The organism is Microbacterium sp. NPDC058269, assembly GCF_042881445.1.
Lineage (GTDB): Bacteria > Actinomycetota > Actinomycetes > Actinomycetales > Microbacteriaceae > Microbacterium.
The window spans coordinates 554,901-567,481 of the sequence record NZ_JBHVXT010000003.1 but is presented as its reverse complement, the minus strand read 5'-3'; the positions used below and the strand labels follow the sequence as shown (position 1 = coordinate 567,481).

At 66.7% G+C, this 12,581-nt stretch carries 14 protein-coding genes and 1 tRNA gene; 6 read left to right on the top strand and 9 right to left on the bottom strand.

Going from position 1 to position 12,581, the window contains the following annotated elements:
- Positions 1–3: 3 nt before the first annotated feature.
- A complete protein-coding gene (locus tag ACFVWL_RS16340) occupies positions 4–1,158 on the top strand; it encodes an alpha/beta hydrolase family protein (RefSeq protein WP_387184941.1) in 1,155 nt (384 codons plus the stop codon).
- Here ACFVWL_RS16340 and ACFVWL_RS16335 read toward each other — a convergent pair.
- Positions 1,142–1,573 carry a SufE family protein gene (locus tag ACFVWL_RS16335; protein WP_387184939.1) on the bottom strand — a complete coding sequence of 144 codons (432 nt, stop codon included), beginning with the start codon at positions 1,571–1,573 and terminating at the stop codon, positions 1,142–1,144. The two genes, ACFVWL_RS16340 and ACFVWL_RS16335, sit on opposite strands and share 17 nt — an antisense overlap.
- Positions 1,574–1,592: 19 nt before the next feature.
- Complete coding sequence (locus ACFVWL_RS16330) at positions 1,593–2,486, bottom strand: sulfurtransferase (protein ID WP_387184936.1); 894 nt, start codon at positions 2,484–2,486, stop codon at positions 1,593–1,595.
- Between the two features lie 145 nt (positions 2,487–2,631).
- Here ACFVWL_RS16330 and zapE point away from each other — a divergent pair, with 145 nt between their 5' ends.
- The 3 genes from zapE to ACFVWL_RS16315 all read left to right on the top strand — a co-directional run bounded on the left by zapE (position 2,632) and on the right by ACFVWL_RS16315 (position 5,647).
- Complete coding sequence (gene zapE / locus ACFVWL_RS16325; protein ID WP_387184933.1) at positions 2,632–3,669, top strand: cell division protein ZapE; 1,038 nt, start codon at positions 2,632–2,634, stop codon at positions 3,667–3,669.
- Between the two features lie 134 nt (positions 3,670–3,803).
- Positions 3,804–5,042, top strand: coding sequence for an ammonium transporter (locus ACFVWL_RS16320; RefSeq protein WP_387184930.1), 1,239 nt, complete (start codon positions 3,804–3,806; stop codon positions 5,040–5,042).
- Between the two features lie 20 nt (positions 5,043–5,062).
- Positions 5,063–5,647, top strand: a complete 585-nt coding sequence (locus tag ACFVWL_RS16315; RefSeq protein ID WP_387184927.1) for a type II toxin-antitoxin system PemK/MazF family toxin — start codon at positions 5,063–5,065, stop codon at positions 5,645–5,647.
- Here the strand turns inward: ACFVWL_RS16315 and ACFVWL_RS16310 are convergent.
- Positions 5,613–6,770, bottom strand: coding sequence for a DUF1611 domain-containing protein (locus ACFVWL_RS16310; protein WP_387184924.1), 1,158 nt, complete (start codon positions 6,768–6,770; stop codon positions 5,613–5,615). The genes ACFVWL_RS16315 and ACFVWL_RS16310 overlap by 35 nt on opposite strands.
- A 283-nt stretch (positions 6,771–7,053) precedes the next feature.
- Here ACFVWL_RS16310 and ACFVWL_RS16305 point away from each other — a divergent pair, with 283 nt between their 5' ends.
- Positions 7,054–7,440: an SPW repeat protein gene (locus ACFVWL_RS16305; protein ID WP_387184922.1), complete on the top strand. Its 387-nt coding sequence runs from the start codon at positions 7,054–7,056 to the stop codon at positions 7,438–7,440.
- A gap of 75 nt (positions 7,441–7,515) precedes the next feature.
- On the opposite strand, the gene ACFVWL_RS16300 is transcribed toward ACFVWL_RS16305, so the two are convergent.
- Together ACFVWL_RS16300 and ACFVWL_RS16295 are read right to left on the bottom strand one after the other, a co-directional pair.
- Positions 7,516–7,953, bottom strand: coding sequence for a GIY-YIG nuclease family protein (locus ACFVWL_RS16300; RefSeq protein ID WP_387184919.1), 438 nt, complete (start codon positions 7,951–7,953; stop codon positions 7,516–7,518).
- A 9-nt stretch (positions 7,954–7,962) separates the two neighbouring features.
- On the bottom strand, positions 7,963–8,313 hold the full coding sequence (locus ACFVWL_RS16295; protein WP_387184916.1) for a hypothetical protein: 351 nt from the start codon (positions 8,311–8,313) through the stop codon (positions 7,963–7,965).
- Between ACFVWL_RS16295 and ACFVWL_RS16290 the strand changes: the two genes are divergently transcribed.
- Positions 8,294–9,172, top strand: a complete 879-nt coding sequence (locus tag ACFVWL_RS16290) for a PQQ-dependent sugar dehydrogenase (protein WP_387184914.1) — start codon at positions 8,294–8,296, stop codon at positions 9,170–9,172. The genes ACFVWL_RS16295 and ACFVWL_RS16290 overlap by 20 nt on opposite strands.
- Positions 9,173–9,195: 23 nt before the next feature.
- Here ACFVWL_RS16290 and ACFVWL_RS16285 read toward each other — a convergent pair whose 3' ends face one another.
- The 4 genes from ACFVWL_RS16285 to ACFVWL_RS16270 form a co-directional block, all read right to left on the bottom strand.
- Entirely contained in the window at positions 9,196–10,077 is an 882-nt protein-coding gene (locus ACFVWL_RS16285) for an aldo/keto reductase (protein WP_387184911.1), read from the bottom strand.
- A gap of 103 nt (positions 10,078–10,180) precedes the next feature.
- The gene (locus ACFVWL_RS16280) at positions 10,181–10,312 is read right to left on the bottom strand and encodes a putative transporter small subunit (protein WP_387184908.1); all 132 of its coding nucleotides are present in this window, start codon (positions 10,310–10,312) and stop codon (positions 10,181–10,183) included.
- Positions 10,312–11,958: a sodium:solute symporter family protein gene (locus ACFVWL_RS16275; protein WP_387185343.1), complete on the bottom strand. Its 1,647-nt coding sequence runs from the start codon at positions 11,956–11,958 to the stop codon at positions 10,312–10,314. The genes ACFVWL_RS16280 and ACFVWL_RS16275 overlap by 1 nt, the downstream gene beginning before the upstream one ends.
- A gap of 463 nt (positions 11,959–12,421) precedes the next feature.
- Positions 12,422–12,497: transfer RNA gene (locus tag ACFVWL_RS16270), tRNA-Val, on the bottom strand.
- Positions 12,498–12,581 lie beyond the last annotated feature (84 nt).

The following is a 12,581-nucleotide window of genomic DNA, read 5'->3' as shown; positions in this document are numbered from 1 at the left end:
GCGATGAAGAGTCTCAGGCACGCCGTTACGCTCCTTGTCCCCGCGCTGTTCGCCTTCGGGGCAGCATTCGCTCTCGTCGTGTTCGCCGTCGCCCGTCGGGTGGTCACACCCATGCGCCGCGCCAACGACACCGAGATCCTCGCCGTCGACACCGGAGCGCAGACCATAGAGCTGCAGCGCACCCTCGACACCGAGCTTCCCGGACGATACGGGCTGTTCACCACAGGCACTTACGGCTACGTCAAGCTCGGCGCCGTGCTCGGCGCAGACGGCACGACGGTGCGCCGCAAGCTCCTCACGCAGATCGAGCCCGGCGCTCGCGTCGATCGGGCGGCCGCGTTCAGCGGCTACTACTACTCATCCCCGAGCGAGCTCCACCTGCGCTGGGAGAGCGTCCTGATCGGATCTCCCGCCGGCCCGTGCCCGGCCTGGTTCTTTCCGGCGTCGTCGTCGACCTGGGTGATCCAGGTGCACGGACGCGGAGCGACCCGCGCGGAATGCCTGCGGGCGGTTCCGGTGATGCACGCCTCCGGTCTGCCCACCCTGGTCGTGTCGTACCGTAACGACGGCGAGGCTCCCCGCACCAGGGCCGGCGCCTATGCGCTCGGGGCGTCGGAATGGCGTGATGTCGATGCGGCGATCGCCTACGCGCTCCGACACGGTGCCGAACAGGTCATCCTGATGGGCTGGTCGATGGGGGGAGCGGTATCGCTGCAGGCGGCGGTGACTTCCGGACACCGTGATCGCATCGCCGGGATCATCCTCGAATCTCCCGTCGTCGACTGGCGCACGGTGCTGCGGTTTCAGGCGAAGATGGCGGGAGTGCGGGCGCCCCTGCCGGAGCTCGCGATGGGGGCGCTGCAGATGCCGCTGACCGCACGCCTCAGCGGGGCCGACGAACCGATCCTGTTCGACCGCCTCGACATGGTCGCCCGTGCGGACGAGCTGACCGCGCCGATACTGATCCTGCACAGTGACGACGACGGCTTCGTTCCGGCTGACTCGTCACACGCACTGCAGGAGGCGCGCCCGGATCTCGTGACGATGCCGAAGTTCACGGTGGCGCGCCACACGAAGCTGTGGAACTACGACCAGACGGGTTGGACCACCGCGATCACGGAATGGCTGGACACCCAGGGGTTCAGCGCTTCTGACTGACCTGGTTCTTGGCGCGCATCAGCATTCCGGTCATGCCTCCGATGCGCAGCGGCGACACCGCCTTGGTCAGCCCGATCGACTGCGGGTAGTCGTTCGGGATTGCGAGGACCTCGTCTGCGGTGAGGCCGGTGAGACCCTGTACGAGGATGCTCGCGAAACCACGGGTCGTCGGGGCCTCGGGAGGCGCTGACGCGTGCATCGTCACGATGTCGTCGTGCACCTCGACGTGGATGTAGACCGGAGACTGGCATTCCGCGACGCGCTCGTACATCTCCGGGTGCGCCGCGACCTCGTCGGAGACGTCCGGGAGCTCGTCCGAGAACTCGAGCAGCAGCAGGAGACGATCGGACTCAGGGGTCTCCAGGAAGCCGTCGCGGATCTCGGCGAGGGTGTCAGGAACGTCGCGTGTGCTCATCCCTGTCATTGTCACATGTTCAGAGCGTGCCCGGCTCGGTGCCGGTGACGATCGGCACGCGCACCGCGCTGCCCCATTCGGTCCAAGAACCGTCGTAGTTGCGCACATTCTCGAAGCCGAGGAGGTGCTTGAGCACGAACCAGGTGTGGCTCGACCGCTCGCCGATGCGGCAGTAGGCCACGACGTCATCGCCGTCGGTCAGGCCGGCGCCGTCACGGTAGATCGCGTCGAGCTCGGCTCTGCTGCGGAAGCCGCCGTCCTCGCCGACCGCCTTCGCCCACGGCACGCTCTGCGCAGTGGGGATGTGCCCCGCTCGCAGCGTCCCCTCCTCGGGGTACGCGGGCGCTGTGGTTCGCTCACCGGAGTACTCCTCGGGTGAGCGAACGTCGATCAGCGGGCTGCCGATGTGCGCCAGCACATCTTCCTTGTACGCGCGGATGACGGAGTCGTCGCGCTCGACCACGGGGTACTCCGTCGCAGGCCGGTTCGTCGCCTCACGCGTGAGCTCGCGCCCTTCGGTGATCCAGCGGTCGCGTCCGCCGTCGAGCAGACGCACGTCTTCGTGGCCGAAGAGGGAGAAGACCCAGAGGGCGTAGGCGGCCCACCAGTTGTTCTTGTCGCCGTAGATGACGACCGTGTCCGAGCGGTCGATGCCCTTGCGGCTGAGCAGCTCCGCGAAGCCCTCGCCGTCGACGTAGTCGCGCACCACCGGGTCGTTGAGCTCGGTGTGCCAGTCGACCTTCACCGCTCCCGGGATATGACCGGTCTCGTAGAGCAGCACGTCTTCGTCGGACTCGACGACCACGAGACCCGGCGTCCCCAGCCGTTCCGCGAGCCACTCCGTCGTCACGAGGCGGCCCGGTTCGGCGTACTCGGCGAACTTGGGGGAGGAGGAATCGAACTCGATGGCCATGGGATCTCCGAAGCGTTGAGCGGACGAGGGTGCGGCTGCAGACGGCGTAGTGTTGATCCGTCCCTTCGACGATAGATCCCCGCCGAGCACCCTGCGCCCGATTCGTAAGACTTCGACACAGGTGAGCACCTGATTCAGGACCGTGATGACCGACCAGACCAGCCGCACGGGAATCGTGCACCTCACCGAGCGTCAACCGACCGTCAGCGGACCAGAGATGCTGGCGAGCCTGGTGCCGCCGCCGCAGTTCGACACCGCGACGTTCGACAGCTACCGCGCTGACCCCGCGTATCCCTCGCAGGAGGAGGCGAAGGAGACGCTGATGCGCTTCGCCGGGCGCGGCACCCCCGCGAAGCGCGGCGGTCTGTTCAGCCGTGCCAAGAAGGAGCCCGAGCTCAAGCCGGGCGTTTATCTCGACGGCGGGTTCGGTGTCGGCAAGACCCACCTGCTGGCCTCGATCTACCACGCGATGCCCGCTCGGCGGAAGTACTTCGGCTCGTTCATCGAGTACACCGCGCTCGTCGGGGCACTCGGGTACAAGAACACCGTCGACCTGCTCAAGGGCGCCGATCTACTCTGCATCGACGAGTTCGAGCTCGACGATCCGGGCGACACCATGGTGATGACCCGCCTCCTGGGGGAGCTCGTGCCGACCGGCACTCGGCTCGCCGCGACCTCGAACACCCCGCCGAACGCGCTCGGCGAGGGGCGTTTCGCCGCGCAGGACTTCCTGCGGGAGATCCACGCCATGTCCGACAGCTTCCAGACGCTGCGCATCGACGGCGTCGACTTCCGCCAGCGCGCTCTCGACGGACACGCGGTCGTCCTCGACGATGACGCTTACTCCTCGGCGGTCGCGACGGCCGGTGCGGCAGCCGCGGTCTCGGATGACCGGTTCGACGACCTGATCCGCCACCTCGCCCAGGTGCACCCGTCGCGCTACATCCGACTCATCGACGGACTCGGCAGCGTGGGTCTGCGCGATGTGCGCCAGCTCACGGATCAGTCGGAGGCGCTGCGCTTCGTCGCGTTCGTCGACCGTGTGTACGACGCACAGATCCCGATCCTCGCCACCGGGCGGGGGCTCGACGCGGTCTTCTCCGATGAGATGCTCGCCGGCGGGTACCGCAAGAAGTACCTGCGCGCCATCTCACGCCTCAACGCCCTGACACATTCTGCGTAAGCCCGAAGCCTCGCGTAACGCGATGTTCACGGGCGGAGCGGTGCTGTAACAGCGGGGAAACAAACCTCACGCATTGACGAAACCGCAGGTCGTCACACTGAAGCTCTCAATTACTTCGGATGTGAGGTTTTCCTATGGATGCTCCCGGCAACATCTCGTGGGCGATCACCGCGACAGCGCTGGTTCTGCTCATGACGCCCGGCGTCGCCTTCTTCTATGGCGGTCTCGTCAAGGCGAAGAGCGTCGTCAGCATGATGATGATGAGCTTCGGCTCCATCGGACTCGTCGCCGTGCTGTGGATTCTCTTCGGCTTCTCGATGAGCGCCGTCGACAGCCCGACCGCCTTCGCGGGCAACCCGTTCGCCGACTTCGGGCTCTCGAGCCTGGCCGAGGGTGAAGGGTCGAACGTGGCGCTCCTGGGCGTCGCCTACGGCGCCACCTTCGCGATCATCACCGTCGCGCTGATCTCCGGTGCCATCGCGGACCGCGCGAAGTTCGGCAGCTGGCTGATCTTCGCCGGCATCTTCGCGACCGTCGGCTACTTCCCGGTCGCCGCATGGGTCTGGGGCGGTGGCTGGATCATGAACCTCGGCACCACGCTCTTCGGCGAGGACAGCGGCATCGGCGTGATCGACTACGCCGGTGGAACGGCCGTGCACATCAACGCCGGTGCGGCGGCTCTCGCCCTGGCACTGGTCCTCGGCAAGCGCATCGGCTTCCAGAAGGGCATCCTCAAGCCGCACAACGTGCCACTGACGCTCCTCGGCGCCGCCCTGCTGTGGTTCGGCTGGTTCGGCTTCAACGCCGGTGCGGAGTGGCTCGCGGAGGACATGGGCGGAGTCGGACTCATCGGTCTGAACACCCTGGGAGCCACGGCTGCCGCCATCCTCGGCTGGATCCTGGTCGAGAAGATCAAGGACGGCAAGCCGACCTCGGTCGGAGCAGCCTCCGGTGCGGTCGCCGGTCTGGTCGCGATCACTCCCGCGTGTGCCAACCTGACGCCGGGTTGGGCGCTGCTGCTCGGTGCACTCGCCGGTGTCGTCTGTGCCCTCGCGATCGAGCTGAAGTTCCGGCTCGGCTTCGACGACTCGCTCGATGTCGTGGGTATCCACCTCGTCGGTGGTCTGATCGGAACGCTGTACCTCGGCTTCTTCGCCACCGAGACCGGCCTGTTCGTCGGCGGTGACGCCCGTCAGCTCGCCGTGCAGCTGATCGCTGCTCTCGGAGTGCTGATCTACTCCTTCGTCGTCGCCTTCATCATCGGCTTCGCGATCGAGAAGACGATCGGCTTCCGCGTCACGAACGAAGACGAGATCGCCGGGGTCGACCAGGTCGTGCACGGCGAGGAGGGCTACGCACTCGCCGACGCGTGATCTGCGGTTAGGGTGACCGTGTGAGCAAGACCAACGGCATCCTGTCAGCACTCGCGGAGATCCTACTCAAGGCAGTGGGCTCCGGCCGGGCGTCTCGGACATCAGATCCGAGACGCCCGGACGCACGTCTGCGGCCGTCTGCGGAGCGCTCCGCACCCGCCGACACCGGCGCCGATCGAGGACGCGCACGCGGCACCGAGACTGTCCGCATCGCGCCGGACCGGATCAAGAACCTCCAGGTGGCCTACGCGCCGCAGCGGGACGACGCCCCGGACGCCGGGGAGATCATCTGGACCTGGGTTCCCTATGAGGAGAACGACGGGCGCGGCAAAGACCGGCCCGTACTGGTGATCGGCCGGGAGTCCGCGGAACGTGTGTATGCGGTGCGGATGACGAGCAAGCCGCATGACGGGGAGCGCGACTACCTCACTATCGGCACCGGAGCCTGGGACTCGCAGGGACGGGAGTCCTGGGTCGATGTCGAACAGCTGTACAGCGTGCACGAGCGAGGACTGCGGCGAGAGGCTGCCGTCCTCGATCGCGGGCGCTACGACCGTGTCGCAGCCGCTCTCACGCGGCGCTACGGGTGGTCCGTCGGGGGCTGAGGGTCGGGAAAGCCTGCAGCACCATCTCCACGAGCTCGCTCAGCGGGCGCGTCAGCGGATCGGTCGCGGGAAGGCCGGTGTCGAGCTCGATCTCGTCGATCGCCGCGGCGAGCTGCGCCGCCGTGAGGTTCTCATGGTTCACCGTGACGCCGATGACCTTGGTGTCGGCGAAAGCCTCGATGAGGGTGATCTCGCTCGTGACCGTGGGCATCGCGACCATGGGGAAGTCGCCGAGCACCCTGCGGCCGGGGGCATGCTGCACGATGACGCCCGCGGGCTGGCTGCCGCGGAGGATATGGGCCGAGGTGATGTAGGCGGGGTGGCTGAGTGCCCCCTGGCCCTCCACGATGATGACGTCGGGATCCTCGCCCTCGAAGGCTGCGACGACCTGGTTCTCGACCTCGCCGGAGCAGAACTGCGGGACGAGCGCGTCGAGCGCGACACCGTAGCGCCCACCCTGGATGATCGTGGTCTGACCGGTGCCGACCATCACGGCATGGATGCCCTGCTCGTTGAGCGCACGCACGAGGATCGTCGCCGTGGTGCGCTTGCCGATCGCGCCGTCGGTACCGAGGATCGTGATGCGCGGGCAGGTCACATCGAAGATGCGGCCGGAGAACAGATGGAGATCCTTCTTGTCGCGGGGGCGACGGATGTCCGTGATCGTGACCTCGGCAAGGAGGGCCGCCGCGACGAACTCAGCATCGTCCGTGAGGAACTCGTGAAGTCCGTTGATGATGTGCATGCCGCGGGCGATTCCGTCGAGCAGCACGGTGCGCTGGTCGGGGGAGAGCAGCCCATCGGCGGGTGCGACCCCGCAGATCAGGTAGTCCGGAACATGCCCCGCATGGGCGATCGCCGTGGGGAGACCGTTCAGGATCGGGATGCCGTTCGCGAGCCCGTCCAGAAGCACGCCTGCATCCGCGCCGGCGTGAGTGCTGTCGATGACGCTGAGGATCTCGTACTTCTCGGAGTGACGGACCAGGCCGTTCGCGGTCTTGCCGTCCTGCTCGCCGAACTGACCTTCGCAGTAGACGATCGCGGTCGTCCCCGACGGGAGAGCAATGGGGGCTGCCCACGCGTGCGCAGGGTCGCTGAAAGAGGGAACTGACGGGGTGGGCATGACGCTCCTCGGGCTCACACAGAGGAGGCGACGGAGAACGAAATGACCGATGAGGGCCCGTTGGTCGACAAGAAGTCTTCCCTGATGCCGGCAAGATACCGGCATGTTCACCGTAGCAGTGCTGCCTGGGACCGGGCCGCGAGTGCACGGCGGCCCGGTCCGGTGCCGCTGACGGACGTGAGCGAGCCGATGACGATCGGAGACGGTCAGAGGAGCAATCCGATCCGGGGCGGGCTTCGAACCAGTGGTGAGTCGCGGAAGCGGCGCCACACAAGGAGGAATCATGCGTTTCATCCCCACCAAAGTCCACGGAATTCTCGACTACATCGTCGGTGTCGCTTTGATCGCTGCTCCCTGGCTGTTCGGCTTCGCGAACGTGGGCGGAGCAGCCGTCATCATCCCGATCGTCCTCGGGGTCGGCCTCATCGTGTACAGCCTGTTCACGAAGTACGAATGGGGCCCCTTCGGATTCATCCCGATGCCGGTCCATCTGGTGTTCGACATCGTCGCCAGTCTCTTCCTCGCCCTCTCGCCGTGGATCTTCGGTTTCGCGGGCGAGGCGCTGAACGTCTGGCTCCCGCACGTCGTCGTCGGCGCCGCCGTGATCGTCGTGGTGTTGTTCTCGCAGCCGCAGCCCGCGACCACCCGGGGGCGTGCCGCCACGGCCTGATCCCCGCAGAGACGCGGTGCCGGGCGACTGGACTTCCCGAAGCAGTCGCCCGGCATCGTCACGTCCGGGTACGCGTCACGGGGCATCGAGACCACGGAGCGCGTTGCTCAGCCATCGCCCGTAGAGCGGCCACGGCTCGCCCTCGCGGCGGAGGGCGTCGATGTGCGTCCGCAGCTCGTCCGTCAATGTGAACCACTCTCCGCCTTCGCGGATCGAGGCGAATTCACGGTGTCGCTGCTGCTCCACCGGGCGTCCGCCCCGCTCGAAGGCGAGAAGCTCGTCGTGTCGGATGCTCGCCAGCCGCTGTCGGGGTCGTCGGCTCGTGCCGATCTTCACCCGACGGTCGAAACGGATGTAGTAGACGACGTCGACACGGGGGAGTGGCAGGTCGGGATCGGGGGCATCCCCGTAGCGCCATCCGCACGAGGCGCAGCGCCAGGAGTCGTCGCTGCGGGCGCCACTCGTGCCTCCGCAGAGGGCGCAGGGTCCTGGAAGAGCACGTTCCTTCGGCACGGTGGCAGGCTACGCGCCCCCGCGGACACTGGCCTCTTCTGCGGAGCGCGCCGCGCGCCTAATGTCGAACGGGAAGATGAAGGGATCGGCGATGACCACGACGCGGAGGGCGCGGAGGACGCCGGCCGATCCGTGTGTTGCCACGGTCGCTCTTGTGGCGGGCGCTCTCGTCGCGATCGCTCTCGCTGCGTGCGCTCCGACGTCTCCCGCCTCGACCTCTCCCGCGCCGCTCACGCCGTCGCCGTCCGCCGGGTCGGGCAGCATCGCGCCAGGGCGGGCGTCCACGATCGCGGGGGGACTGGAGGCGCCGTGGTCCATCGCCTTCTCCGGGAGCACGGCGTTGATCAGCGAGCGGGACACCGCCCGCATCGTCGAGGTGTCCGGCGACGGGGGGCTTCGCGAGCTCGGGGTGATCGACGGCGTCGCGCCTCGAGGAGAGGGGGGACTGCTCGGCATCGCGCTGCGGGACGACTGGCTGTACGCGTACTCGACCGCTGTCGGCGAGAACAGGGTGCAGCGCTTCGCGTTGTCGGGGGCGCCGGGTTCGTTCGAGCTCGGCGAATCCGAGACGATCCTCTCCGGACTCCCCGCCGCCGGGAATCACAACGGCGGCCGCATCGCATTCGGCCCCGACGGCATGCTCTACGTGACGGTCGGCGATGCAGGCGACCGTGAAGGCGCTCAGGATCGGGACTCGCTGGCCGGGAAGATCCTCCGCATCACACCGGATGGGGACGTGCCGGAGGACAACCCCTTCTCGGGGTCACCCGTCTACAGCCTGGGCCACCGCAATCCTCAGGGCCTGGCGTGGGACGCGCAAGGCACGCTCTACGCGAGCGAGTTCGGCCAGGACACCTGGGACGAACTGAACGTGATCGAGGCCGGCGGGAACTACGGGTGGCCGATGGTCGAGGGCATCGCCGATCGTGACGGATTCGTCGATCCGGTCCAGCAGTGGTCGCCGGACGCCGCGAGTCCGAGCGGCATCGCGATCGCGTCGGGGTCGATCTTCATCGCGAATCTCCGTGGAGAGCGGCTCCGGGAGGTGCCGCTCTCCGACCTGCACGCCGCCGGCGAACACTTCGTCGAATCGCTCGGGAGGCTTCGCGACGTCGTGGTCGCGCCGGACGGGGCGCTCTGGGTTCTCACGAACAACACGGACGGGCGGGGCGATCCCGGCGAGGGCGACGACCGGATCGTGCGTATTCCGATCGAGTAGCGCGACGACGGGCGGCGTCGAGGTCAGTCCTCGGGGATCTCACGCCCGAACGTCTCGAGCGTGATGGCCTCGGGCTCAGGCCCGCCGCGCACGCCGGTGTCCAAGGCGTCGATGCGGCCGATCTCCTCGGCGTTGAGCGCGAAGTCGAAGACGTCGAAGTTCTCGGCGATGCGCGCGGGCTTGACCGACTTCGGGATGGCCTGCACCCCGTTCTGGAGGTGCCAGCGCAGCATCACCTGCGCGGCCGTCTTGCCGTGTGCCTCGGCGATCGCCAGGATCGTGGGGTCGTTGAACGTGCTCCGGGAGTCGTCGCCTCGGTAGGACGTGATGCCTCCGATCGGAGACCAGGCCTGGGTGAGGATGCCGTGCTCCGTGCCGAATCGCTGCAGCGCTTTCTGTGTGAAGTACGGGTGCACCTCGATCTGGTTCACGGCCGGCACGATCGTTGTCTCTGTGAGCAGGCGCTCGAGATGGGGCACCATGAAGTTGCTCACGCCGATCGCGCGCACCTTCCCTTCATCGAGCAGGGTCTCGAGAGCCCGGTATGCGGCGATGGTGCGGTCGAAATCGCCAGGGAGGGCCTGATGCAGGATGAAGAGGTCGATCACTTCGCCCTGGAGTTTGCGGACGCTCTTCTCCCAGGCATGGAGCGTCTGGTCGTATCCATAGTCGGAGATCCAGACTTTCGTCTCGAGGAAGACTTCGTCGCGGGGGAGCCCCGACGCACCGAGCGCATCGCCGACCCCGCGCTCGTTCCCGTAGGCGGCAGCGGTGTCGATGAGCCGGTATCCGACGTCGAAGGCGGACGCGACGGCCTCGGCGGTCTCGGCCGGGGGAGTCTGGAAGACGCCGAAGCCCAGCGCGGGCATCACGACGCCGTTGTTCAGGGTGAGGTGAGTGGTCATGGCTTCGACGCTATGCCGGTGCGTCTGAGCGAGGGAGGTACGGGCATTACCCCGATGGCTCCGCACACACGCCTTGTCGACATACGTGCGGAGCCATCGACGATCAGATGATGTCGCGCCCTTCGCGCTTCGCCTGCTTGGCATCCTTCACGAAAGCCCGAACCACGACGACGAGCACACCGACGACGATGATCGGCCACACCAGCACGTACGCGGTCAACAGAATGGTCTCCATCAGGCGTCCTTCCCGGCGAGCGTGACGTCGCCTTTCGCATCGGCGGTTCGTGCGGCCTCCACAGTGTCGAAGCTGCCGGTGCGTTCCTTGATCAGGTCGAAATCGAATCTCCTCGATCTGTTCATCATCGTGAGGGCGACGCAGACGATCGTGCTCACCGCGTACGCGACCAGCGACCCCGACAGCACCGGATACTGGTGCAGGAAGCCGATCGCGAACGGCGCCGACGCCAGCGCGGCCAGCGTTCCGACCACGAGCGCCACCCGCAGGCCGAAGAAGCCGAACGACATCAGGGCCAGGACCACCCCGATCCCGATCACGGAGAGGACGTCACTCGCGAGCCCCCAGCCGCCCGAGAGGGAGATCCACTCGAAACGCACAGGCAGGAACGCGGCGAGAGCGGCGATCACGGCGATGCTGAACGCCGAGTTGGTGACGCGGTCCCAATAGAAACTCGCGATGACGGGGAAGACGAGCGCTCCCCACATGGCTCCGACGAACACCAGCAGGTCGAGGATGTTGAACTGCATCGATGCGAAGCCGAGCGCCGCAGCGGTCGCGCCGATCATGGTGAGTCTGCCGACGAGCAGCATCGTCTTCGGGTTGGCGTTCTTCTTGCCTGCGATGTTCTGCCCGTAGATGTCGGCCATCATGATCGACGAGAGAGCGGTCATGTCGGCATCTGCCGTGGAGGACAGCGAACCGATGATCATGACGAAGAACACGCAGATCAGCAGCGGCGGCAGATACGTCGAGGCCATCTGCGGAATCAGGTTGTTGACGTCGCCGTCCATCGGCTGGATTCCCGCGTACAGGGCGAGCACGCCGAGCATGCCGATGCCGATGATCGACGCCCCATACCCGAAGGTCGCATTGACGAACGTCTTCTTGATCAGATCCTCGCGCACGGCGAACAGTCGCTGTGCGATCGTCTGATTGCCGATGGCGTAGGCGAGCACGGCCGCGATGTAGGGCGCGCCCTGGTTGAAGAACGCATCCGACGAGAAGAAGTCGCTCTGCTGCGGGGTGAGGTTCGACGCTCCGGTGACGAACAGCTCGGGCCCGCCCGCGGCGAAGAAGATCACCGGGACGATGATGGCGACGGCGCCCAGCATGGCGATGACCTGCGCGAAGTCGGTGAGCACGGAAGCCCTGAACCCGGACCACAGCGTGTAGGCGAGGACGCCGATCGCGATGGCGACGATGCCCTGAGTGAAGGTGAACGGCGACAGCATCGCGACGAGTGCGCCTCCGGCGATCAGATTCGAGGTGAGGCTGATCAGGCTGCCGAGCACATTGGAGCCGGCGAGCATGAGCTGGCTCGAACGTCCGTGGCGGGCGAACATCACCTCGGCGATGGTGTGCGCGTGGGGTGCGACCTTGCGGATGCGTCGCCCGAAGGGATAGATGAGCAGGATCATCAGTGCGCCCCAGAGACCGTAGTGGATGGGGCCGGAGATGCCGTAGGTGTATCCGGATGTCGCAGAGGCGTACATCGAGGATGCCCAGATCCAGGTGGCGGTCATCGAAGCGGCGGAGATGCCGAATCCGATCTTGCCGCCACCGGTCATGTATCCGTCGGCGTTCTCCTTCTTCCGGGAGATGCGGATGGACATGTAGAGGCTGCCGCCGAAGAACAGCAGCATGAGCAGGATCACGACTGGTCCTGACAGTGTGTGGAAGTCTTCCACCGGGTACTCGCTTTCTCGTCTTGGTGCGGCGATGCCGCCTGTCGATGGAGAACGAGTCCCGCTAAGTGGGGGAGTAGTGCGTCGTCTGGTGTTGAGGGTTCTGGGGGGATCGGAGAACGGTCGGCATGGCGAGAACGAACCTGGACCACTGAGGCGCAACACAGCACACAGACGAGTAGCCCGGGGTGCGGCTCCTTTCGAGGACGTCCGTTTCCGGGCGCACCGAACGTCGGCGCATCCTCGAACGGGATTCGGTGATCGCGTGGCGCGCGGGTGGCGTCTAACGCGTGGGATCGCGGCGGCCCCGTGATCATCGCTCAGGGGGGTGAGCGTCTTTCCGACCATAGCAAGTTCCCAGGAAGGCCGCCGGAGGGACGATGCCATGGGACAGGAAAACCCCCGGAGTTCCGGGGGCGTGTGGTGGGCGATACCGGACTCGAACCGATGACCTCTTCCGTGTGAAGGAAGCGCGCTACCAACTGCGCCAATCGCCCATACCCGCGGGGTACGTCAACCGATACTACCGGACGCTCGGAGGCCGCGAGGACCACTCCGCGAGACACGCGCGAGATTCGCTT

Coding starts and splice junctions, on each gene's coding strand:
- ACFVWL_RS16330 (WP_387184936.1), bottom strand. CDS start 2,486: ATGGCCATCGAGTTCGATTCCTCCTCCCCCAAGTTCGCCGAGTACGCC.
- zapE (WP_387184933.1), top strand. CDS start 2,632: ATGACCGACCAGACCAGCCGCACGGGAATCGTGCACCTCACCGAGCGT.
- ACFVWL_RS16335 (WP_387184939.1), bottom strand. CDS start 1,573: ATGAGCACACGCGACGTTCCTGACACCCTCGCCGAGATCCGCGACGGC.
- ACFVWL_RS16320 (WP_387184930.1), top strand. CDS start 3,804: ATGGATGCTCCCGGCAACATCTCGTGGGCGATCACCGCGACAGCGCTG.
- ACFVWL_RS16310 (WP_387184924.1), bottom strand. CDS start 6,770: ATGCCCACCCCGTCAGTTCCCTCTTTCAGCGACCCTGCGCACGCGTGG.
- ACFVWL_RS16275 (WP_387185343.1), bottom strand. CDS start 11,958: ATGCTGCTGTTCTTCGGCGGCAGCCTCTACATGTCCATCCGCATCTCC.
- ACFVWL_RS16280 (WP_387184908.1), bottom strand. CDS start 10,312: ATGGAGACCATTCTGTTGACCGCGTACGTGCTGGTGTGGCCGATCATC.
- ACFVWL_RS16305 (WP_387184922.1), top strand. CDS start 7,054: ATGCGTTTCATCCCCACCAAAGTCCACGGAATTCTCGACTACATCGTC.
- ACFVWL_RS16340 (WP_387184941.1), top strand. CDS start 4: ATGAAGAGTCTCAGGCACGCCGTTACGCTCCTTGTCCCCGCGCTGTTC.
- ACFVWL_RS16285 (WP_387184911.1), bottom strand. CDS start 10,077: ATGACCACTCACCTCACCCTGAACAACGGCGTCGTGATGCCCGCGCTG.